This is a genomic window from Phormidium tenue FACHB-1052, assembly GCF_014696675.1.
In the GTDB taxonomy this organism is placed as follows: Bacteria; Cyanobacteriota; Cyanobacteriia; order Phormidesmidales; family Phormidesmidaceae; genus Nodosilinea; species Nodosilinea tenuis_A.
The window spans coordinates 202,091-225,238 of the sequence record NZ_JACJQN010000008.1 but is presented as its reverse complement, the minus strand read 5'-3'; the positions used below and the strand labels follow the sequence as shown (position 1 = coordinate 225,238).

Sequence of the window (23,148 nt, the reverse complement as noted above, 5' to 3'; positions counted from 1 at the left end):
AGACTTTTCAATCTTCTTCAGCCCCTAGCTCAGAGCGCGAATCGTCGACTTCTGTAGCACCTCAACCACCCGACAAATGTACAGTTGAGTGTGTACTCTAGCCCATACTTTTTCAGCGAAATAGAATGGTGCAGAGCCAGGGCCACTGCCCATCGAACCTGGGGTGGACGTCCATAATGCAACGTGAGTAAGTATCAATAATAGTTGTCAGCCAAGGCCGCCTCAGAATTTCACGATACTGGTCAACCAGCATTGCATCAGTGCGACCATAAGCGCAGATATGAGGCTGTACTCGATCGAGAGATCTTGCCCTTCGCGAGTCTTGATCAACAGTGTTGCCCCCCTGCAGCCTGGGCTGCGAATGCTCCTAGCTTTTTCCTTCCGATCAATGATGGGCTTTAGCACCTGTAGCGCGGTTTTGTAGCTGGAGGGTTAGCATCCCCAATTTCACGCGCTTTAACCTGCACTTTGACGACATTTTTCTTGGGCTTCATGCGCTCATTGCCCTTGTTGCCGACCTCGTAAGTCTCAACGATAAAATCTTGTCAGAACTTGAATATTCGGTGCTTACCATAGTTAGATCTACCGAAGGTCGCCAGAACTGAAACCTCTTCTGTATCCCACCGCTTCACCGCTTGTCGGCGGTCAACATTTCTTGTCAAAAAAAAAAATTACACTAAAGGAGAAGCTTGTGGTACATTTGATCCACAAGCTTCTCCTTTGGCAAACTCCGTGGTTGACAAAGGATTGGATTAATAGTGTCTTTTGAGAATCTCTTCCAATAAAGACATTAGCTAGAGAGACATTTTCTGAAATCATCAAGACTTTTTGGCAAGAGATGTAAAGATGAGTAGCGTTCCAATTTCTTTAAAACGAGATTTTGAGGATGAATGGCCAGCAATTCAGAATCCGATTATTACTCGAGAGGGATATGAAATAGACACATCTACTTTGAGTTGGTCACTGCCATTACCTGAGGAAAGAGAATATATACTGAAGTTTGATAAGGTATTGGAAACTGGCCTCAGATGGGTATTGCAACGCTTCATCCAAACTCATTTGGAACAGACTTCCACGAGCTATGGCCATAATTTATTCAATAACATTCATCATAAGATTCTTCGTTATCAAGAAAAGTATGATTTAGGAGAAGAAACCAGCAAATATCTCACCAAAGAAAAGTTGATCTCTTTGTTTGAGATGGGAATCTTAGACGCTAGGAGTAAGCATAGACTATGGGGGATGTATGGACCTTCAAGATGGTATATATGGAGTGCAGAAAATTATCCCGAACTAGGCTTTTGCAAGTTATATGCGCAACAACTTCAAGCAATTACTTACGGAGGTCAGCCCAAGGGAGAGGCGGTAAGAACCCAAGATCCTGAAAAAGGTCCTATTCACCCATCACTCGAACTCCCGCTTTTACTAAAGGCATTAAGAAGTGACAACAGTAGAGAGTTTCGCCATCTACAGCAGAAAGTAGTTCTAGCTCTATCCTTAGCGTTTGGAAGAAACCCTAAAAATCTAACATATATTAAAGAAAAGGATCTTATTGATCTTACGCCCGATAACGACCAGCCATGTTGGATTTTGCGTGTGCCAAGAATTAAAAAACGGCAGCTACATCCGCGAGATGACTTTCAAAATGAGTATTTAGAGCCAGAGTTTGTTGAATACCTTTTAGATCTAATTGAAGCCAATAGAACTGTCAGTACCGAACTTCAACCTAACAACCAAATTATTTTTGTAGAAAAACCTTTGCTGATAAATGTCAAAGGTAATAAAGCAGCACTCTATACAAGTTTATTCGATGATGCCTTTAACTTTACAAGCGAAGATATTTATGATCTTTTAAAAGAATTTGTGAAGCGGCATCAAATAATTTCTCCGCTAACTGATAAGCTTATATCCATTTCATCAAGGCGACTACGTTACACTTTAGCTACAAATCTTGCCGCAGAAGGTATCAGCAAGCGTGAGTTAGCTAAGGTGTTAGATCACTCGGACACGCAAAATGTTGGAGTGTATTTTGAAGTCTCTGGCAGAATTGTAGAACATCTAGATAAAGCAATCGCGAAGGAGTTTGCTAGTTATCTAGACCTATTCAAAGGAAAACTAATTTCCGATCCCACTAAAGCTGCTAATTACCAGCGGCAAGACAAGAGTTTATTTTTCCAAAGTGAGTCCAATCCATCTGATCAAACAGAAATTGGCATTTGTGGTGAAAGTAAAATTTGCCACCTAGACCCACCATTTTCATGTTACTTATGCCCGAAATTTCAGGCGTATAAACAGGCAGATCATGAAAAGGTTTTGGATTTGCTACTTCAGGATAGAGAACACAAGCTACAAAAATACGAACAAAAAAGGCTTGGCATCCAGCTAGACCAGGTAATCTATGCTGTCTCTCAGGTTGTGGAATTGTGCAAAGGAGAAAAAAATGGCTGATAAACGCTCTCAGAGAAAGCCAAAAGTTGTTCCATTCCTGGATCAGGTTGATCGAGATATCCAACGAAATTTACAGGATTTGATCAAACTTGCCAAACAATTGAGCCCAGAGGGTTTTGAATCTGTAATTTGGGACAAGTCCATTTGGACAGTAACTGGTGGAAAGTTAATAAAACTATCCGGCAAAAATTTAAGCAAGGCAGATTTGGTCTTCCATTTCTCTCCTAAATTAGGTGGAGAACCTATTCCGTCGCCCTGGTCAGACTATATAAAAGCTCTCTTTTTACTTCGCTTCCATCAAAAGCAGCAATCCACGCCAAACCAACGTAACTTCATTACTACCCTTGGATATGTAGCTTATGCGATGACAAAGAAGGGACTTGATATTGCTAGGTTAACGCCAGAATATCTAGACCTAGCCTGTAGACTTCTTTCAGAACACTACTCTGAGAGTCTAGCTTATAACATGCATAAAGCAGTCAACGAATTTGCAGCATATTGTGATGCTAACAGGCTATGCAAAGCCTATTTGAACTATAAGTATCACAAAATGTCGCGACCTGATACAACAGGTGGCGTAGGATATAAGCGATTAGATGATCCTGAAGCTTTGGAAATACAGCATGAAAAGATGGTCGATCCAAAGATTTATCAGATTCTTGGCGAACTTTACCAGAAGGTGCCAAAAGATCATGATTACCGTTTTTACATACTCCTGTTAACATTAATGGCTTGTACGGGCCGTAGATATAGTGAGATATCTTTATTGCCATTACAACAAGTTAATCAAGATGATGAAGGAAGATCGTTTATCGAGTATTTTCCAAGAAAGACAAATAGAGGTAGTATAACTTTACCCAAACGCCAGTTATTTCTTCCCACCAAGGTGGTCGGTATTGTTGCATCAGTTATTGATGAACTTATTGAGTCCTGTGCCAGGACACGTGAAGTGGCAGCAGAAGTGAGAAGATGTAATGGCCCAGATATTCGCTTTTTGGCACACATAAAAGACGATGACAAGTTATACAAAGAAGATTTGGGAAATCTTGGAATAACAACTAGTCTGTTTGGCAGGCAAAATAGATTCTTCCAGGAAGGATGGGTTTTGCACGACAAGAAAAATTGCCATAGTAATGGCAAAACCAAACCTTATACAAACAAACAGAATCTAATTGAATTCTGTTATTTAGATTTTCGACAAGAATTTGTTTCCCCTATAGTCACTGACTTGCAAGGGAAAGATTACTTTCTTGAGGATATGCTGGCTATTCGCCATCCTAAGAAAAAAGAGAAATTTCACTTTTGGGTTGCATCTCAGTGTACGCATGCTATGTTGACAACTTTTCTTAGGTATTTTCCGGATCTGGCAAAAGAATATGCCTCCATATCAGCTTCCACTGACTTCACTAGCCATCATTTTAGACACACTCTCAACACGCTACTAGATGAAGGTGGTTTGACAGACTTATTGCAAACCCGATGGTTTGGTCGTGCTAATAGGCATGATACGAAAGCTTATCAACATACTAGTCGTGAGAAAAAAGCACTTTTGTTTCGTGAGGCAATAAAAGATGGCCAAGCTGGTGGGTTACTTGCGCGACAAGTTGTTAATCTTCCGATAGACTTGCAAGATGCTGTTTTAGAAGCTAGAGTCCAAGCTGTGCATGATGTTGGGCCAGGATTTTGTATCCATAACTTTGTGCAGACACCCTGCGAAAGGCATCTTCAGTGTACAGCAGAGTGTAAAGATTATGTCTGGATTAAAGATGACCCTGATCGTATAGAAGAGCTAAAACGGCAGTGGGCTATGGCTTGTATCTCTCGCGATACAGCAGAAAAACAGTCAAAGAGTAAGAAGCCTAAAAAGAGTATAGACTGGCTCACTCATAGTGATAAAAAGCTGCGCACTCTCGCTCAGCAGTTGGCGGATAACGACATAGAACCCTTTGATCCGTATGAGTATTTAGGTATTTCTCATTATGGCCAAGAAGTATCTTAGAATTTCTGAAAAGGATATAGATCTAATTGTCTCGGAATTAGATCAATGGGCAGAAGGCCAATTGGGGTCTAAGTTGACCTGGGCTCTTCTGGAGGAACGTTTCGGTTTTTCACGCCAGGCACTTCAAGCAAAGCCCCAAATAAAGGCTGCATATGATATAGCGAAATTAGCCTTGTCTAGCGGTTTAGTCAAAAGCCGTCAGCAAAATGATAAGGATATTGATAATCTCATCCAAGAAAATAGAAGACTTAAAGCTCAAATCGAGGAACACCAGCGTAAAGAATATCTTTGGAAGCAACGCTGGCAAAGAATTGCTTATCATATTCGGGAAAAAGGATCACATCTAAGTACTATTGATCAACCTATTCCACCCAATAAGAAGGTTCCTAATGAACGTGAAACTTTAGTTATCCTTCGCCCCTTCGATAATGAGATTCCTCCATCAGGGCGTATTTAGATGAAAAGCACAGATCAGCGAGACATCTATGCGGAAGCCCTTGACATCTTTAAGCGTGAAGTACCGATTAATCAGTGGCCACGGTACGGACAAACTCTAAGCAAATCGGGTTTAGAGCAAGCTATGAGAAAACGGGGGTATCCACGCTTTGAGAGAAAAAGACTGGAGAGCGCTGCTTGTAAGCCCATTTATCAGGAGATGTTATCTTGTCTAGCTGAGTGGCTATCTCAGCAAAATCCAGAGAAGGAAGTGGAGAAGCCTGCAGTCGAGCTCCGGACTGATCCTACACCTCGTCTCAGGAACACTGACGTAGAACGACTTCAAAGAGAAGTTAGTCGGCTTGAAAAAGAGCTAAAGAAATTACAAAGAAGTGAAAAAGTCTATCAGCAACGCTGTGCCTTGTTGGAGGAAAAGCTAGAGGCTCTCACACAGCAACATAGTGCCTTTGAGCAGCACTGTACTAGAAGTCTGAGAACGCTTCATGTATAAACTACCTAATCTCCATAAAGTACTCACTGGTCCAGACTTTGAGGGGGTAGGAAAGAGTACTGCTGAAAAGGCTATTACTGCCTTTGGCGAAGAACTCTATGAAATTCTTACTCAGAAGGATAGGAACCGTCTAACTCAGGTTTTGACCGTTAAAAAAACAGATTTATTGCTCTTTGGCTGGCGAAAAGTGCTTGCCCAACAAGAGATAATCCAATGGTTAGATCGTAATGAAATTTCACCTTCTGCAGGCACTGTTGTATTTCGTATTTGGGGACATGCCTCTTTAGAAAAGCTTAAAGCAAATCCCTATCGTTTGCTAGCTGTTGCTCCTTGGAAAAGCGTAGACAGACTAGCCAAACAGCTCAATATCCCGCCCGACCATCCCGTTAGGTTGATTGGAGCTTCGGAACAAGCTGTCTACTCCTATATTGATGAATCGGGTTCTACCTGGATCAATCAGAAGAGACTCAGAATTTCCATCGCGGATTTGCTCAAGCCTCGGTGGAATAATTCACTACCTAGCCTAAGCCAGATAGCAGAGCAAGCCATTGAACTAGCACTGAAGACTGGAGCCTTATTTGCTGTCGAGAATGGGTTTCAGGTTCCTGGAGCCTATTTCCTGGAAAGAGAAATCGAAGATTGGGTACTCAACCATTTGACTTTACCTAGCCTAGCCAGTCAGCCTGTCGAGCTAGTGAGTGCCGTCCAGCGTATTGAACACACTAACCTAACCCAGGAACAGTATAAGGTTGTCCTGAACGCCGCCGAAAAAAACGTGAGTCTATTTTATGGGGGAGCTGGAGTTGGCAAAACCTTTGTGATCAAAGCTATCTGTACGGCGGCAGAGATGGCTAACAAGCGTCCGGTACTCCTTGCCCTGGCTGCTAAGGCAGCCAGAAAAATGACGAACAGTACAGGAAGGGAGTCGATGACAATCGCTAAGGCGCTGCTCAAATTGAAGACAAACGATTTCGTGGATACCGTTGTCATCATTGATGAGTTCTCGATGGTGGACATGTTAGATTTTCGCCATCTGCTTAAGCGATTGCCTAAAAGCGCAAGTCTGGTTCTGTGCGGGGATGAGGCCCAGTTGCCCCCAATTGGCCCCGGTAAGCTCCTGCATAGTTTTATTCGGTGTAACCAGATTCCTTCACAAGAACTCACCGTTGTCCATCGCCAAGCATACGAAACAGGCATACCTCAAACGCTATCAGCTATCAGAAATGGAGTTCTACCGGATATAGCCTCGTTTGACTGGGAAAATTCATGGAAGCAGGGCATATCATTAATTCAGGCCGAATGGAAGGCAATTCCCTCGCTGGTAACAAGAGTATTGGATGCTCTTAACTTGGAAGCGCAGGTAATATCTCCTTTATCGGAAAGTCAGTTGGGTGCCAAAGCTCTCAACAGTAGAATCCATCAGCACAGTTATGGCACCAGTGACCTCCAACTGAGTACTCCAGTTGTTTTCACAGCCAATACAACCCTCTCCTCTGGAAAACGAGTTATTAACGGTCTTCAAGGAAGGATTGTCAATATCATTAATGCTGCCCCTAGAAATCCAGATTTGGCTCATGTAGAGATTGAGGCAGAGGATGAGCGTATTGTTTGTTCGTTAAGAGAGACCGAGTCATATATAGAAATGGCGTATGCTTTGACTGTACATCGGGCTCAGGGTAGCGATTGGGATACTATCATTGCTGTCTTGCCTCCGTCTCGACTTTTGGAAAGAGCAATGGTTTACACAGCCTTGAGCCGCTGCAGACAACGGTGTGTTCTCCTCGTTCCAGATATGGAAGCTCTAAGGGAGGCCGTTCACAACCCACCTAGCTATGAAGTCAGGGAAGATCGATTGTTCTTCACTAGGAACAAGTAAGCTGTTTTTCTTCTGAGATGATTGTGCTCACGTGTGATGATAACCCTCAGAGCAGGGTTGTTGTCTTCGATATAGAGTATTTGCGAGGGCTCTGGTACGCTGAACGGGTCGGTAGCACGAAAGGATTTGCTTGGAGATAAGCTCATAGTAATGGTTAAAGAGACACTCATTACGTGGTGCTATCAACAGCCGATGCATTCACTCTGTTGACCATGCTCAAGGCATACCGAGAGCGATCGCTATCCACCCTCATCAACTACCTGCAATCGCTACTGAAGAGCGAGAACCCAGGGTGTTGGAGATGCCCGCCCCAAATGAACATCGCTGGGCGGGGGTGCATGAGTATCTGGTGGAAACCCGCAAGCTACCATCGGTGTTAGTGGATCGGCTCCATGAGCGGGGCTTGATCTTTGCCGATGACCATCAGAATGCCGTATTTTTGCGGCATAAGTTGCAGGCCCAAACCTGGAGGCGGGGTGAGGTAATTGGGGCCAGTTTAAGAGGCACTTGGGGCGAGGAGAATCATTTCCATGGCCTAGCGCCGGGGTCGGCTAGAGACCAGGGGTGGTTTTGGATTGGTACGGGGCAGGGGCCAGTGCAGCGGGTGCTGCTGGTGGAGTCGCCCATTGATGCGATGTCGCTGGCGGTGCTGGATCGGGCTCAGCGGGGGCCGGAGGGAGTGTCGATTTATCTCTCAACGGATGGCTTTGGAGGGGTGCCAACGGAAGCGTTGAAGACGGTGCTGTGGAGTGGGGAACTGGTAGCGGCGGCGTTTGATGCGGATGTGGCGGGGGAGACAATGGCCTGGCGGGTGGCGCAGCAGGTGCCGGGAATTGAGCGGCTAACGCCGAACCAGGGCAAGGGCTGGAATGAGGTGCTGGTGTGCCCGGAGAGCATGGGGAACTCGTGGCAGCAGGGTCGCCCAGAACTGGGGCAGCTTTGGCGGTGGCATGGGACTGCGGTGGTGCTGGGTAGGCCGGAGGGATATTTAGGCCGGATTACGGAGGTGGCTAGGGAAGTGGCGAAGGGGGACCCACTGTCGGAGAAGGCAACAGCGGCTATGCAGCGAGACTTGGGCAGTGGCTCAAATTCGTTGATTCAAAAAGGTAGAGCCTCTGTCTCTATCCAAACAAATCAGAAGTCTAGGTTTGATTTAGGAAGATGAGCGGACGCAATTAGACATGAGGTCCAATTAAGACCAGAGCTGACATAGTCAAAAGTCGCAAATTATCTAGACGCTTGGCTAAGCAGCTTGGTAAGGTTGGCCCATACCTGATGCAACCTCACAGCCATGGACCGGTCAGTAATCGCTGACTGGCTGGTGGGTAAGGCAGCCTGGTTCCAGACTTTTTGTTCACAGGTTGCTTTGGCCCGTTGGGCTACCTGGAGAAATTCTGGATCATCGGTAATGACTGTTTCTGGTTGGTTGAGCAGCGGGTGATATCGGAGGCGATTGCAGGCTATGGTTAGCCAATCAGCGTTAGCATCCCACAGCCGCACTGTGTTATCCTCACTGCCGCTGATAATGTGAGTGCCATCGGGGCTAAACGCTACTGAAGTGACAAAATCTTCGTGGCCTTGCAGCGGTTGACCGATGGGTTGGCCGGTCTCGGCATCCCACAGTCGCACGGTCTTGTCATCACTGCCACTGACAATGCGAGTGCCATCGGGGCTAAACGCTACTGAAGTGACAAAATCTTCGTGGCCTCGCAGGGGTTGGCCAATGGGTTGGCCGGTCTCGGCATCCCACAGTCGCACTGTTGTATCGTCACTGCCACTGACAATGCGAGTGCCATTGGGGCTAAACGCTACTGAAGTGACCCAATCATCGTGGCCTTGTAACGGTTGACCGATGGGTTGGCCGGTCTCGGCATCCCACAGTCGCACGGTCTTGTCAGTACTGCCACTGATAATGCGAGTGCCATTGGGGCTAAACGCTACTGAAATGACCGGATTGTCATGTCGCAGCGGTTGACCGATGGGTTGGCCCGTCCTGGCATCCCACAGTCGCACGGTCTTGTCGTCACTGCCACTGACAATGCGAGTGCCATCGGGGCTAAACGCTACTGAATAGACAAAATTCTCATGGCCTTGCAGCGGTTGACCGATGGGTTGGCCGGTTTCGGCATCCCACAGTCGCACGGTCTTATCAGCACTACCACTGACAATGCGAGTGCCATTGGGGCTAAACGCTACTGAAATGACCGTACTGTCGTGACCTTGTAGCGGTTGACCAATGGGTTGGCCCGTCTCGGCATCCCACAGCCGCACGGTCTTGTCAAAACTGCCACTGACAATGCGAGTGCCATCGAGGCTAAACGCTACCGAATAGACCTTATTGTCGTGACCTTGCAGCGGTTGACCAATGGGCTGACCTATTTCAGCATCCCACAGCCGCACTGTTGTATCGTCACTGCCACTGATAATGCGAGTGCCATCGGGGCTAAACGCTACTGAATGGACCTGAGCGTCATATCGCAGCGGTTGACCGATAGGTTGGCCGGTCTCGGCATCCCACAGCCGCACGGTCTTATCAGCACTACCACTGACAATGCGAGTGCCATTGGGGCTAAACGCCACTGAACGGACCCAATCGTCATGGCCTTGCAGGGGGTGACCGATGGGTTGGCCGGTCTTGGCATCCCACAACCACACTGTTTTGTCGCGACTACCACTGACAATGTGAGTGCCATCGGGGCTAAACGCTACTGAATAGACCTTCTCGTCATGACCTTGCAGCGGTTGACCGATGGGCTGGCCCGTCTCGGCATCCCACAACCGCACAGTCTTATCGTGACTACCACTGACAATGCGAGTGCCATCCGGGCTAAACGCTACTGAATGGACCACATCGTTGTGACCTTGCAGCGGTTGGCCAATGGGTTGGCCCGTCTTGGCATCCCACAGCTGCACTGTTTTGTCGCGACTACCACTGACAATGCGAGTGCCATCCGGGCTAAACGCTACTGAATGGACCACATCGTTGTGACCTTGCAGCGGTTGGCCAATGGGTTGGCCTGTCTTGGCATCCCACAGCCGCACGGTCTTGTCGCCACTGCCACTAACAATGCGAGTGCCATCCGGGCTAAACGCTACAGACCGGATCAAATCGTCGTGACCTTGCAGGGGTTGACCGATAGGTTGGCCCGTCTCGGCATTCCACAGTCGCACTGTGTTGTCTTCACTGCCACTGACAATGCGAGTGCCATCGGGGCTAAATGCAACTGAAGAGACTATATCCTCGTGGCCTTGTAACCCATTGACTTCTTGCGATAGCTGCACTGCACTTAGCAGATTAGCTTGGGTACTCATCCTCAGGGCTGGAACCGACTGGCTCCTGTCTATGGCGTCGATCGCTAAAATCAAGCCTTGAACGGCATTAGCTGTGGGTAATAGGTTCAGCACCATTGCCGCCTGCTCTCGCAACTGGGCTACGGTAGCCTGCCGCTGGGCCTGTTGCCATTGATAGAGCGCAAAGCCAGATAGCGCCAGGGCAGCCATCGAAAAACCCGATAGCCCCAGTACAACACGCCGCCGCTGGGCTTCTTTGTCGTGTTCTCGGCGATCGCGCAACCCCACACTTGCCTCAATAAACGCCGTAGCCTCTGGGCTAAAGCCCCCCAAAATCTGGTTAAAGGCAAGGTCGTTTTTGAGATCTACCACCCTGGCTAGCTTTAAGCCGCTCCAGAGCTCGTCATCGGGTTTTGTGGTTTGCCACTGCCTGACGTCGTCGTTGAGGCGGTTCCGGAGGGCGATCGCCTGGCGGTTGTCTTTAATCCACTCATTCAGAGTGGGCCAGGAGGTGAGCAAAATCTCGTGGGCAATTTCAACCGTAGACTCTGGGGAAGCGCTAGCCGCTGCGGCCACCACGTCGCTCACCAGCAAATTTTGGTTGATCAGCTGCGTCAGCACGGCTTGTTCTTGCACATCGGCAAACTCAGCACGATGGGCTCGCCGTCGCACGGGTCTCCACTCTGTACCCGACTCGACATCGCCACCAATCTCTACCAGTTTGAGAAAAATGCGCTGGGTCGCCAATTGTTCTGGCTGAGAGAGCCCCTGATAGATCTCATCGACCCGCTGCTGGAGCGCACCGCGCACCCCACCCAGCCGCCGATAGGAGCTGATATTTAAGGTGCGATCGCGAATGCCGCCATCCTGCACCTCGGTTTCCCATAGCAGGTCTAGGGTGTATTGCAACAGCGGCAGATAGCCCGCCTGCCCCTGCACGTCTTTGATGATGTCTTCTACCAGCCCGGTTTCAAACACTATGCCATGGTGGGCGGCGGGCTGCTCGATCGCCGATCGCAGCTCATCTGGCTGCATTTGGGTAATTAGGGGGCGGTGGCCCTGGGTGGCTTTGGCGACCAGGTTGGCGGGGGCGGGGTCGAGCCGATCTAAAAAGTCGGCGCGCATGGTGGCTACGATCTTGAGCTGCGGATCGGTGGCTCGTTGGGTGCTGAGTTTGGCTAGACCTTCTAGGAAGCGATCGCGTTTTTCGGGGGCGCTAACGGTAAACAGTTCCTCAAATTGGTCAATGACGATCAGCCAAAATTCGTCGGGTTGCTTGAGGGTTTTGACGACCTGGCTCAGGGTGTCTACGTTGCCCGCTCGCGCCAGTTGTGCCTGAGATTGGCTAAAGCCCCGGCTTAGCAAATTGCCGTAGAACGACTCAAAGGGGTCTTGGTCTGGGGTGAAGATTAGGCTCAGGAATGATTTGCCCAGTTTTTCTGAGAGCAAGGGCACTAGCCCGGCCCGCACGACCGAAGACTTGCCGCTGCCGGATGCGCCGAGTAGCAAGGTTAAGTTGGTTTGCTTGAGCTCGTTGACTAGCTCAGCTAAAAATTGATCGCGCCCAAAGAAGTAATCTTTGTCGGTCGATTCAAACTTTTTTAGCCCTTTGTAGGGGGATGTGGTGTTTAGCTGGCGGGTTTTGATCTCATCGACTGAGATCTGAATAATTTTGGTTTGGGTGAGGTTGATGATGTGGGCCTGAAGGGCGTTGAAGATGTTGTCATTGCCCTGTATTTGCACAGTCTCAAAGGATTGGTGCTGGTTGGGGGGTGGGTCTTGCTCAGGGTTTGGCGGCTGGGGGTGGTTCATGGCAGACCTTTCCAGAGGTTGGCCAACTGTGTCACCAGGGGGAGATTGCGAACTAAGGGCCAATCAGCGATCGGTGAATGGCTGGTGGGTGGGGCAGTCTGGTTCCACACTTTTTGCTGACAGGTAGCTTTGGCCCGTTGGGCTACCTGGAGAAACTCTGGATCGTCGGCAATGACTGTTTCTGGCTGGTTGAGCAGCGGGTGATATTGGAGCCGATTGCAGGCTATGGACAGCCAATCAGCATTGGCATCCCACAGCCGCACTGTCTTGTCCTCACCGCCGCTTACAATGCGGGTGCCATCCGGGCTAAACGCTACGGAAAAGACCCAGCCATCGTGGCCTTGCAGCGGTTGACTAATGGGCTGGCCCGTCTTGGCATCCCACAGTCGCACGGTCGTGTCGCCACTGCTACTGACAATGCGCGTGCCATCAGGGCTAAATGCTACGGAATTGACCCAATCGTCGTGGCCTTGCAGCGGTTGGCCGATGGGTTGGCCGGTCTTGGCATCCCACAGCCGCACTGTGTTGTCGCCACCACTGACAATGCGAGTGCCATCGGGGCTAAATGCTACCGAAGAGACCAAATCGTCGTGACCTTGCAGCGGTTGACCAATGGGCTGTCCGGTTTTGGCATCCCATAGCCGCACTGTCTTGTCCTCACTGCCACTGACAATGCGCGTGCCATCAGGGCTAAATGCTACGGAATTGACCCAATCGTCGTGGCCTTGCAGCGGTTGACCGATGGGTTGGCCGGTCTTGGCATCCCACAGCCGCACTGTGTTGTCGCCACCACTGACAATGCGAGTGCCATCGGGGCTAAATGCTACCGAAGAGACCAAATCGTCGTGACCTTGCAGCGGTTGACCGATGGGTTGGCCCGTCTTGGCGTCCCACAGCCGCACTGTGTTGTCAAAACTGCCGCTGACAATGCGAGTGCCATCGGGACTAAACGCTACTGAAAAAACCTCAAACTCATGGCCTTGCAGCGGTTGACCGATGGGTTGGCCCGTCTCGGCATCCCACATCCGTACTGTGTTATCCTCGCTACCACTAACAATGCGGGTGCCATCCGGGCTGAATGCCACTGAATAGACCCTATAGTCGTGGCCTTGAAGGGGGTGACCGATAGGTTGGCCCGTCTTGGCATCCCACAGACGCACGGTCTTGTCGCTACTGCTACTGACGATGCGAGTGCCATCGGGGCTAAACGCCACTGAGTGGACATAACTCTCATGGCCTTGAAAGGGGTGACCAATAGGTTGGCCTGTCTTTGCATCCCACAGCCGCACGGTCTTGTCGAGACTACTACTGACAATGCGAGTGCCATCGGGGCTAAATGCGACGGAACGGACAGCATCCTCATGGCCTTGCAGCGGTTGACCGATGGGTTGGCCTGTCTTTGCATCCCACAGTCGCACGGTCTTGTCGCCACTGCCACTGACAATGCGAGTGCCATCGGGGCTAAATGCGACGGAACGGACAGCATCCTCATGGCCTTGCAGCGGTTGACCGATGGGTTGGCCTGTCTTTGCATCCCACAGTCGCACGGTCTTGTCGCCACTGCCGCTGACAATGCGAGTGCCATCGGGGCTAAATGCGACGGAATTGACCCTATGGTCGTGGCCTTGCAGCGGTTGACCGATGGGTTGGCCTGTCTTTGCATCCCACAGTCGCACAGTCTTGTCCTCACTGCCACTGACAATGCGAGTGCCATCAGGGCTAAACGCTACTGAACTGACCCATTCGTCGTGACCTTGCAGCGGTTGACCAATGGGTTGGCCCATCTCGGCATCCCACAACCGCACCGTGGTGTCGCCACCGCCACTGACAATGCGGGTGCCATCGGGGCTAAACGCTACTGAAGCGACAAAAGCTTCATGGCCTTGCAACCGATTGACTTCTTGCGATAATTGCACTGCACTTAGCAGATTAACTTGGGCGTTTATCCTTAGATCTGGAACCGACTGACTCCTGTCTATGGCATCGATCGCTAAAATCAAGCCTTGAACTGCATTAGCCGTGGGTAATAGGTTCTGCACCGTCGCCGCCTGCTCTCGCAACTGGGCGACGGTGGCCTGCCGCTGAGCCTGCCGCCACTGAAAACCCGCAAAACCCGCCAACGCCAACGCCACCATAGAAAACCCAGACATCCCCAGCAGCACCCGCCTGCGTTGGCGCTCCCGCAGTTCCACACTCGCCTCAATAAACTGGTTCGCCCCAGCGCTAAAGCCTCCCAACACCTGGTTAAACACCGCATCTCGCCGCAGCTCCACCACCCGCGCCAGCTTTGACCCACTCCAGAGGTCACTATCCGCCTTCTGGGCCTGCCACAGCGCCACATCATCATTCAGCCGATTTCGCAGCGCAATCGACTGCCGATTTTGCTTAATCCAGCCATGCAGCGTTGTCCAAGACGTCAGCAAAATCTCATGGGCAATTTCAACCGTCGCCGCCTGCCCCGCTGCCTGCCGCTGCCCCACAGATTCAATGGTTGCATCACTCACCAGCAGATTGGCATTAATCAACTGAGTCAGCACCCGTTGCTCCGCCTCATCCGCGAACTCAGCGCGCGCCGCCCGCCGCCGCACCGGCTTCCACCCCGTCCCCGCCGCTTCATCATCCCCAATTTCTACTAGCTTGAGAAAAATGCGCTGCGCCGCCAACTGCTCTGGCTCAGACAACCCCAGATAAATCTCATCCACCCGCTGCTGTAGCGCACCCCGCACCCCACCCAGCCGCCGATACGCACTGCTCCGCAACGTGCGATCTTGCAGGCCACCATTCTGCATCTCGCTTTCCCAGAGCAGATCCAGGGTGTACTGCAACAGCGGCAAATAGCCCGCCTGCCCCTGCACATCTTTGATGATCTCTTCCACCAGCCCCGTTTCAAACACCACCCCGTGGTGGGCGGCGGGCTGCTCAATTGCTAAGCGCAGCTCATCCGGGTGCATCTGGGTAATCAGCGGGCGGTGCTTCTCCGTCAGCCGCGCTAGCCGATTCGCCGGGGCCGGGTCGAGCTGGTCTAAAAAGTCGGCCCGCATGGTGGCGACAATTTTGAGCGTGGCGTCGCTGGCCCGGTCTTTGCTTAGCTTCACCAGGCTGTGAATAAAACTGTCTCGCTTTTTGGCCTCACTCACCGTAAATAGCTCTTCAAACTGGTCGATAAAAATCAACCAGTACGCCTCGGTTGGCTTCAGCGTGGTCACCACCTGGTTCAACGTGTCTGCTTTGTCTATCTTGGTCGCCTGCGCCTGCGCCTGGCTAAAGCCCCGGCTGAGCAAACTGCCATAGAACGATTCAAAGGGGTCGCTATCGGGCGTCAGCACCAGACTGACAAACTGCTTGCCCCAGGTCTGCTGTAGCCAGGGCACCAGCCCCGCCCGCACCACCGATGACTTGCCGCTGCCCGAAGCCCCCAGCAGCAACACAAAATTGGTCTGCTCCAGCTCATTCACCAGGCCACCGATGAATTGATCGCGACCAAAAAAGCGATCGCTATCTTCAGGCTCAAACTTTTTCAGCCCCTTATAGGGCGAAGCCGCGATCAGCTCACGGGTCTTAATCTCATTCACCGAGATCTGAATGATCTTGGTTTGAGTCAGGGTGACCACCTGAGCCTGAATCATATTCAACTGGTTGTCATTGCCCTGTACATGCACATCGCTGAAGGATTGCTGCTGGTTGGCGGGTGGCTGTGGCAATGGGTTTTGGGTATCGTCTGGGTTCATGGCAGACCTACCCAGGCTTTTGCCAATAGGGCAGCTACCTTCGTCACCGGCTCGGCCAGGGTCAAAACTCCGCTCAACCCCTGCTGTAACGCCTGCACCACCTCATGCACAAAGCCCTTATCAGGCTCTGGCTTCTGCAATTCTTCCTGGAGCATACCGATTTTAGACTCCGTATCTTTTTTGGCAAAAGTACTGAGGTCAGCCGTTGCCGCCACCTCCTGCCTGAGCTTTACCAATAGGTCTAATGCAGCTTCTAAATCAGCATTGCCACCGCTACTCTGGTCGCTTGTTTGGTTCAGGTTGACATTGCTCCCCGCCTGCACCACGTTAAGCGGGTTGTGGCTACCGGTAATCGAAATCGTGCCAATGGTTTGAGATTGGGAAGGGCGTACAGGTGCTTCTACGGTGGGTTGCCTCTCTGACGCCACCTCCATTGGTTTAGCAGATTGATCAATGGGTAGTGCTCGATTAGGGCGCGATCGGTATTTCAAGACCGGCTTCAAATACTCCGCACTGCCTGCCAAATCAATTGCACTACAACCGATCTTAAATGCTTGGTCGTAGGGGCTACCGGCCCCCAGCGCATCATAAAACCCCTCAGCAAACTGCACTGCCGCCTGGTCACCAATCGGCTGATTCATCCCAATCACGCAGTCTACAGACTGATGAATTGCGGTAGCCTGCACCTCTGAATAACAGGCATTGAGCAAGACACAATCAATCTCCCCCGGCTCTAGAGCCGCAAATAATCGAGCTAGTGCTTCGGTACTAACAAACTGCATTTTTCCGGCATCATTTTCCAGCACAAGACCATTCTCTCCAGCGCCATGGCCCGAAAAGTGAACGATTTGTGGGCGGTGATCGAGCAACGCCCGCCGCAAATCTGTCGTCCCGATGGCGAGCTTGGCGATCACCTGAAAGCGATCGCGGTACTGCGATCGCTGAATCGCTTCCTCTATCCGCCGCACCTCGGTATCCAAGCCCAAGGGGTTGCTACCCGTATTACTCGGATTCGCTGTCAAAATGAGAATCTTAATCGGATTCATACGGCATCCCATACAAATGAAGTACAGCAGAAGCCTTGCATGCCTAGGGTTTCAACCTTTGGCATGCACCAGACTAGATAAAGAACCACTGCAATAGCCTTCCGCAGAGTAGGTATGGTTCGTGAGTCGGCTGACGATACGGCTGGTTGCCTGTAGTATCCAATAATTCGGATAAGCTAGCAGGATCGATTGGTAACAACTTTAGTAAAGTCAACATTTTATGCGATCGCCCAACTCAACTCTACGTACCTAAAATGTGCGATCCAATAAACTGGTTTGGCCAATCAGTTTCAATCCAGGTTAATGCACTGCTGAGGCGCTCGGGGTAGCGAAAGTGGGTGAATTCGAGGTTGAAACTTCGGGTTTCGAGGACTGAAAAGAAGGGACTCAATGTCTCACTTTAAGAGGTAATCAGCGGGTTCGGCTACTGAATATCAAAGAGAACCCTTCATGTGCTGAAGGGTTCTCTTTGTCAATACTTTCTATGCCATTACCACCTCAAAGTCCAGCATGCGAATGCCAACAATTCGAGTGTCGTCCTTGGGGTTGTTATCGTCGCTGATGTCGTCACCTCCAGTGTCACCAACAATTGCGAAGAATAAAACAGGGCCATCAGTAGAAACGACTGTCGAGACCTGATTACCTGAGAAACCAACCACTTTCAGCCCTTCAAGGAATGCTGACAAGGATGCGTCAACACCCTTGGCAACTTGACCAGCCATTGGCACAAATTGCAGAATAGAGGTAATGCTGCCAGAAACTGCCTTGATAAGAGCTGTCACATCTTTCAAGTCTTCGCCAGGGAAAAGAATCTGGAAGCCCGCTCTAGGGCTGATAAATCGAACCTCCGAGCTTGCTGGGGATGCAAGCGAGAGGATACGTCGACCAGCAGGGGCGGTATAGACAATCTTCTCCCAGGTCGCCTCGGTAGTTGACGAGTCAGGCCTGGTTTCGAATGCCAGGAAGTAAATTTTGGCGATCACGTGCCGGCCATCTGGGCTGACAACCAGTTTTAACCGGGCAGTGATGTCTGGGCCGTTGCCGTCGAACTCGCGATCGCCCCGCAGCACAGCAGTTGGTACCAATGGTTCAGTGATGTTATCAGGGCGGACAAGTTGTCCCTCAGGAAACAAGAAACCTTCCTGCCGATATTTTTCCCAAGCGGGTGTCAAGCTTTTGATGTCACCAGGTTTAGCCGTTGTCGCCGCGTGATCTTGCACCGTTTGGTTCCAATAGCTCACCAATTCAGATTGGCCTGGTCCAGGGGTGCTGTATAAAAACCCTTCGAGTCGGTATCGAGTATAGCCTTCCCGAGAACGAGATCGTACCCACTTGGACCGAGTGGTTAGAAAGTTGTCTCCCGTAGCAGGATTCCAAAAGCTCCAGAGAGCCCTGGTACCCTTCGGTTGTGGTAAATCAGGACTAAACACTCGTCCTTCAATGCGCACAAGCTCGTAGTCAACTCCGCTCACGCGACGGTCGCCAACCACCCCAGCCCAATTGGGGTCTGTAGTTGTGAAATGATCACCTCGGTCGTGGCCATACCAGGTATACAGCGGGGTAACTCGTTGAATTTCTGGTAGCAAATAACCTTCAGTGCGGTACTGGCCCCAGTTGTCATCGAATGAATGCAATTCGCCGCCTATAGCTGTTGTGGCCAAGTTGTCCTGAGTGCGAGCATTCCAGAAACTATTCAGAGGCAATCGATCCTCACCCGCAGAGGTGTAAAGATACCCTTCGAGCCGAAATCGGGTATACCCCTCACGCTGGGGCAATCGCACCCAGTCGGCTTGGGTTGTTAGGAAGTGGTCCCCTGCGGTAGGGTTCCAAAAATTCCAGAGTGGAACAGTACTAGGTGGCTGGGGAAAATCAGGGCTAAACACTCTCCCCTCAATGCGCATCAATTCATAGTCAGCACCCTTGTTGCGTATTTGGCCAACTCGTCCAATCCAGATTGGGTCAGAGGTTGTAAAGTGATCTCCCCGGCTGGCAGAGTACCAAGTGTAAAGAAAACAGGTTCCAAGCTTAGCAGCCATAACTTAATCTCCAAAAGTTGATTTATGCTCAGCGTCATCTTTATCCGACGCCTTGAAACCACTCTCGTTAGGGGACCTGCCCCATAGCTAATCGTTGACGTTTTTAACTGAAAGCCTTGTTGAGTAACAACCAGAGCTAAAAAAACTGTGCAATAGTTTGGGGATTCCCCAAACTTCCTGGCTGTTTTAAGCAGGTCACATGGCAAGACCCAACTACGGACCTCAGGCAAAGCTGCGAACAAAACGCCTATTGGCCGCGCTGCTGGCCTACGCGAACTACGACTGGGAGGAGTCTGCCAATGTACGGCTGCAAGTGAACTGGCAAACTGAGAAGCAACTGGTTGTCAGGACTAAAGTGCGGCACTTGGCCTACTTAACCGTGCACGACGCATGGGAGGGGCAACTTACCCCTGATCAAATTCGAGAAGCGTTGAAGCGGCTGCAAGATTTTCTCGGCATCCTGGAGGATAACCGTCCCGCGACCCAAGGTTCCGAGGACTGGCACTTTACCCTCAAGCTGTGGCATCGACGGCAGGATGTGGCGACCAATCTAGCCAAGCTTGACGAAGAATGGGAACGCCTCCGCCCGCTCAAATCTCACCAGGCGACCCAAACCTCACCGCCGCCACCATCTTCTATCTCAGAAGCATCTGTAGCCCGGCAGGACTGGGGAGATGCGCCAGAAATTCCGCCGATCTACGGGCGCGATGATGAGTTGACTGTGCTGACGGACTGGATTTTGAGAGATAAATGCCGCTTGGTTGGGTTGCTGGGTATGGGGGGCATGGGCAAAACGACCCTGGCGGTGAAGCTAGCTGAGCAGCTTAGCGGTGAGTTTGAGGCTGTGATGTGGCGATCGCTCCGCAATGCCCCCCCTGCTGACCCACTGCTAGCTGACCTGATCCGCTTTCTGTCCACCCGTCAGGACGTACACCTAGCTGAGACCTGGGATGGTCAATTGTTGCAGCTGATTGGCTGTCTGCAAACGGCTCGCTGTTTGCTCGTTCTAGATAACGTTGAGTCTGTGCTTCAGGGCCAGGATGGCACCGGGGCTTATCGCCCTGGCTACGAGTCCTACGGCCAGATTCTGCGGTGCATTGCTGAGAGCCGTCACCAGAGCTGTTTGGTCTTTACCAGTCGAGAGCAACCCCTGGGGCTTTTCTCCAGAGAAGGGAGTGGGCTGCGATCGCTCCGGTTGCAGGGGTTGACTTATCAACAAGGCCAGCAGCTTTTAACGGCGAGAGGGCTAACTTCATCGGTGCAGGAAGCCCAGGTTTTAGTGGAGCAGTATGCGGGCAATCCGCTGGCTTTACGTATTGTCTCGACCACGGTGCAGGAGCTGTTTAATGCCAGCATTCAGCAGTTTTTAGCCTGCGGTACCCCCGTTTTCGGTGATGTCGCCAATTTGATCGATCAACAATTTAGCCGGTTGTCACCGCTGGAGCAGCGAGTGATGGAGTGGGTTGCAGTACATCGCGAGTGGGTGCTGCCCCAGGAAATTCGAGCGGGGTTGATGCCGCCTACGTCTCAGTCAGAATTGCTGGAGGCGTTGCTGTCATTAGAGCGGCGATCGCTGATTGAAAAGTCCACGAGCTTACCCCTCGACGACCATCAGGTGCGGTTTTCGCAACAGCCAGTGGTGATGGAGTATGTGGTCAACCACATGATTGACCGGCTCTATCAAGAGATTTGCGCCCTTGAGGTTGACCTGCTCAACCATCAGTTTTTGGTCAATGCTCAGGCCAAAGACTATATTCGAGAGGCCCAAATTCGCCTGCTGCTGAAGCCCTTGGCGGCTAAGCTGCTAGAGACCTTTGGCAGTCGCAACTTTGCCCAGGCTCACTTCAGCCAGCTCTTGGCTCAGCTGAAGGCCACGCTGAGGGATAAGCCAGGCTATGCCGCCGGAAACCTGCTCAATCTGCTGTGGCAGATGGGCATTGACCTGAAAGGCTACGACTTTTCTCATTTGGCGGTGTGGCAGGTCTATTTGCAGGGCATGGCGCTGCATGAGGTTAACTTTGCCTATGCCGATCTCACCAAGTCAGTCTTTACCCAAGTTCTAGGCTGCATTCTATCGGCCACCTTCAGCCCAGATGGGGCGTATCTGGCGGTAGGGGTCGATCAAGCCATTCTGCTGATCCAGGTGGTGGATGGTCGCCAGGTGCTGAGCTTTAAGGGGCATACGGCCTGGGTCACGGCGCTGTGTTTTAGCCCCGACGGTCAAATGCTGGCCAGTGGTAGCCATGACCAGACGGTGCGGCTATGGGAGGTGAGTTCTGGGGCCTGCTTGCGCACGTTGACGGGTCACAGCAGTTGGGTGCAGACGGTGGATATTAGCCCCGATGGGGGAACCATCGCCAGTGCTGGCAATGAAGCCGAGATCCGGCTTTGGGATGCCCAAACGGGGGATTGTCGCCGAATTTTGCGAGGGCACACCAACCGGGTGCTCTCGCTAAAATTTCATCCCACCCAGCCGATGTTGATTAGCAGCGGTGACGATCGCACCGTTAAGCTCTGGGATCTGCAATCGGGGGATTGTCTGCGATCGCTGGCTATTGACGTGGGTTGGGCGCTGGGGTTAGCCATGCACCCAAGGGGCCAGGAAATTGCGGCTAGCCAAAGTACCACGGTTGTTGAGCGTTGGGATATGAAGACGGGCGATCGCCTAGGCACGCTGCCCGACTATGCAATCAAGGTTTGGGCGGTAGACTATAGCCCCGATGGTGAGTTGCTGGCCACCGCTGGAGAAGACCATACGGTGCGGCTTTGGAGTACCCAAACGAACCAGTGCCTTAAGACGCTGGAGGGACATTCGGGACGGGTGTGGCTGGTCGAGTTTAGCCCGGATGGCTACACCCTGGTTAGCGCCAGTGATGATCAAACCGTTAAGCTGTGGGATATCCGCACGGGGGACTGCCTGAAAACTATCAAGGCCCACAGCGATTGGATTGTGGGGGTGGCGGCTAGCCCGATCGCACCATTGATAGCCTCAGGAGGCGAAGACAAGATGGTGCGGCTATGGAATTTGGAGACGGGAACGTGCGATCGCACCCTGGCAGGCCATACCAATCTGATTTCTAGCGTTGCCTTCAGCCCGGATGGTAGCTGGCTGGCCAGCGGCAGCGACGACTGTACGGTGCGCCTGTGGGATGCCCAAACGGGGGACTGTCGCCAAGTGTTGATGGGGCATACAGATTGGGTGCAGTCGGTGTGCGTTAGCCCCAGTGGGCAGCAGGTTATCAGTGGTAGTCATGACAAGACGATTAAGCTGTGGGATGTGGCGACGGGGCAGTGTTTGCAGACGTTGCAAGGCCACGAGGGGCGGGTTAAGGCGGTGGCCGTTAGGCTCCAAGGCGGGTTGATGGCCAGTGGGGGGGATGATTACACCATTAAGCTTTGGAGCGTTGAAACGGGGGCTTGTCTCGCTACGCTGGACGGGCACCAAGATTGGGTGCTGGCTCTGCAGTTTAGCCCCTGTGGTCAGTTTTTGGCCAGTGGCGGCGGCGATCGGACGCTGAAGCTTTGGGATGTGGCGACGGGCCAATGCCTGTGGTCTCAACCGGCTCACGGGGGGCGGATTCGGGCGGTGGCGTTTAGCCTGGATGGGCGCTGGGTGGCCAGTGGTGGCGAAGACTTTGCCGTTAAGCTGTGGGATGTGGCGACTGGGGATTGCTTGCAGGTTTTGGAGGGCCATAGCCAGATTGTATGGTCGGTGGCGTTTGGCGACGATAGGCAGATGCTGGCAAGTTGCAGTGAAGATGGCACGATTAGAGTCTGGAATACTGAAACGGGGGACTGTTTAAGGGTATTAAGAAGCAATCGCCCCTACGAAGGCATGAATATTATGGGGGCTACGGGGTTAACCGCTGCCCAGATTGGGGTTCTGAGGGCGTTGGGCGCAGTGGAAGTGGAGGTTGAAGAGGGCTAGCGATATTACCCACGAGGGTCTAGCTGCCCCAGGAGAAA

10 protein-coding genes are annotated in these 23,148 nt (G+C 51.5%); 6 read left to right on the top strand and 4 right to left on the bottom strand.

Going from position 1 to position 23,148, the window contains the following annotated elements; all coding sequences use genetic code 11:
• The first annotated feature begins 846 nt into the window (after positions 1-846).
• From H6G07_RS13135 to H6G07_RS13115, 5 genes are all read left to right on the top strand, one after another.
• On the top strand, positions 847-2,448 hold the full coding sequence (locus H6G07_RS13135; protein WP_073608458.1) for a site-specific integrase: 1,602 nt from the start codon (positions 847-849) through the stop codon (positions 2,446-2,448).
• A complete protein-coding gene (locus H6G07_RS13130; protein WP_073608459.1) occupies positions 2,441-4,447 on the top strand; it encodes an integrase in 2,007 nt (668 codons plus the stop codon). The genes H6G07_RS13135 and H6G07_RS13130 overlap by 8 nt, the downstream gene beginning before the upstream one ends.
• Positions 4,428-4,904, top strand: a complete 477-nt coding sequence (locus tag H6G07_RS13125) for a bMERB family protein (protein ID WP_073608460.1) — start codon at positions 4,428-4,430, stop codon at positions 4,902-4,904. The genes H6G07_RS13130 and H6G07_RS13125 overlap by 20 nt, the downstream gene beginning before the upstream one ends.
• A gap of 481 nt (positions 4,905-5,385) precedes the next feature.
• Positions 5,386-7,269 (top strand): AAA family ATPase, encoded by a 1,884-nt coding sequence (locus tag H6G07_RS13120; protein WP_073608462.1) that lies wholly within the window; start codon positions 5,386-5,388, stop codon positions 7,267-7,269.
• 301 nt (positions 7,270-7,570) lie between these two features.
• Entirely contained in the window at positions 7,571-8,434 is an 864-nt protein-coding gene (locus H6G07_RS13115; RefSeq protein ID WP_073608463.1) for a DUF3991 domain-containing protein, read from the top strand.
• A gap of 62 nt (positions 8,435-8,496) precedes the next feature.
• Here H6G07_RS13115 and H6G07_RS13110 read toward each other — a convergent pair whose 3' ends face one another.
• From H6G07_RS13110 to H6G07_RS13095, 4 genes are all read right to left on the bottom strand, one after another.
• Positions 8,497-12,372 (bottom strand): NACHT and WD repeat domain-containing protein, encoded by a 3,876-nt coding sequence (locus H6G07_RS13110; RefSeq protein WP_073608464.1) that lies wholly within the window; start codon positions 12,370-12,372, stop codon positions 8,497-8,499.
• Positions 12,369-16,100 (bottom strand): nSTAND1 domain-containing NTPase, encoded by a 3,732-nt coding sequence (locus tag H6G07_RS13105; RefSeq protein ID WP_190740712.1) that lies wholly within the window; start codon positions 16,098-16,100, stop codon positions 12,369-12,371. The genes H6G07_RS13110 and H6G07_RS13105 overlap by 4 nt, the downstream gene beginning before the upstream one ends.
• A complete protein-coding gene (locus H6G07_RS13100) occupies positions 16,097-17,146 on the bottom strand; it encodes a CHAT domain-containing protein (protein WP_073608466.1) in 1,050 nt (349 codons plus the stop codon). The genes H6G07_RS13105 and H6G07_RS13100 overlap by 4 nt, the downstream gene beginning before the upstream one ends.
• Before the next feature lie 482 nt (positions 17,147-17,628).
• Positions 17,629-19,182 (bottom strand): hypothetical protein, encoded by a 1,554-nt coding sequence (locus H6G07_RS13095; protein ID WP_139297028.1) that lies wholly within the window; start codon positions 19,180-19,182, stop codon positions 17,629-17,631.
• 199 nt (positions 19,183-19,381) lie between these two features.
• Between H6G07_RS13095 and H6G07_RS13090 the strand changes: the two genes are divergently transcribed.
• Positions 19,382-23,110 (top strand): WD40 domain-containing protein, encoded by a 3,729-nt coding sequence (locus tag H6G07_RS13090; protein ID WP_084173124.1) that lies wholly within the window; start codon positions 19,382-19,384, stop codon positions 23,108-23,110.
• Positions 23,111-23,148 lie beyond the last annotated feature (38 nt).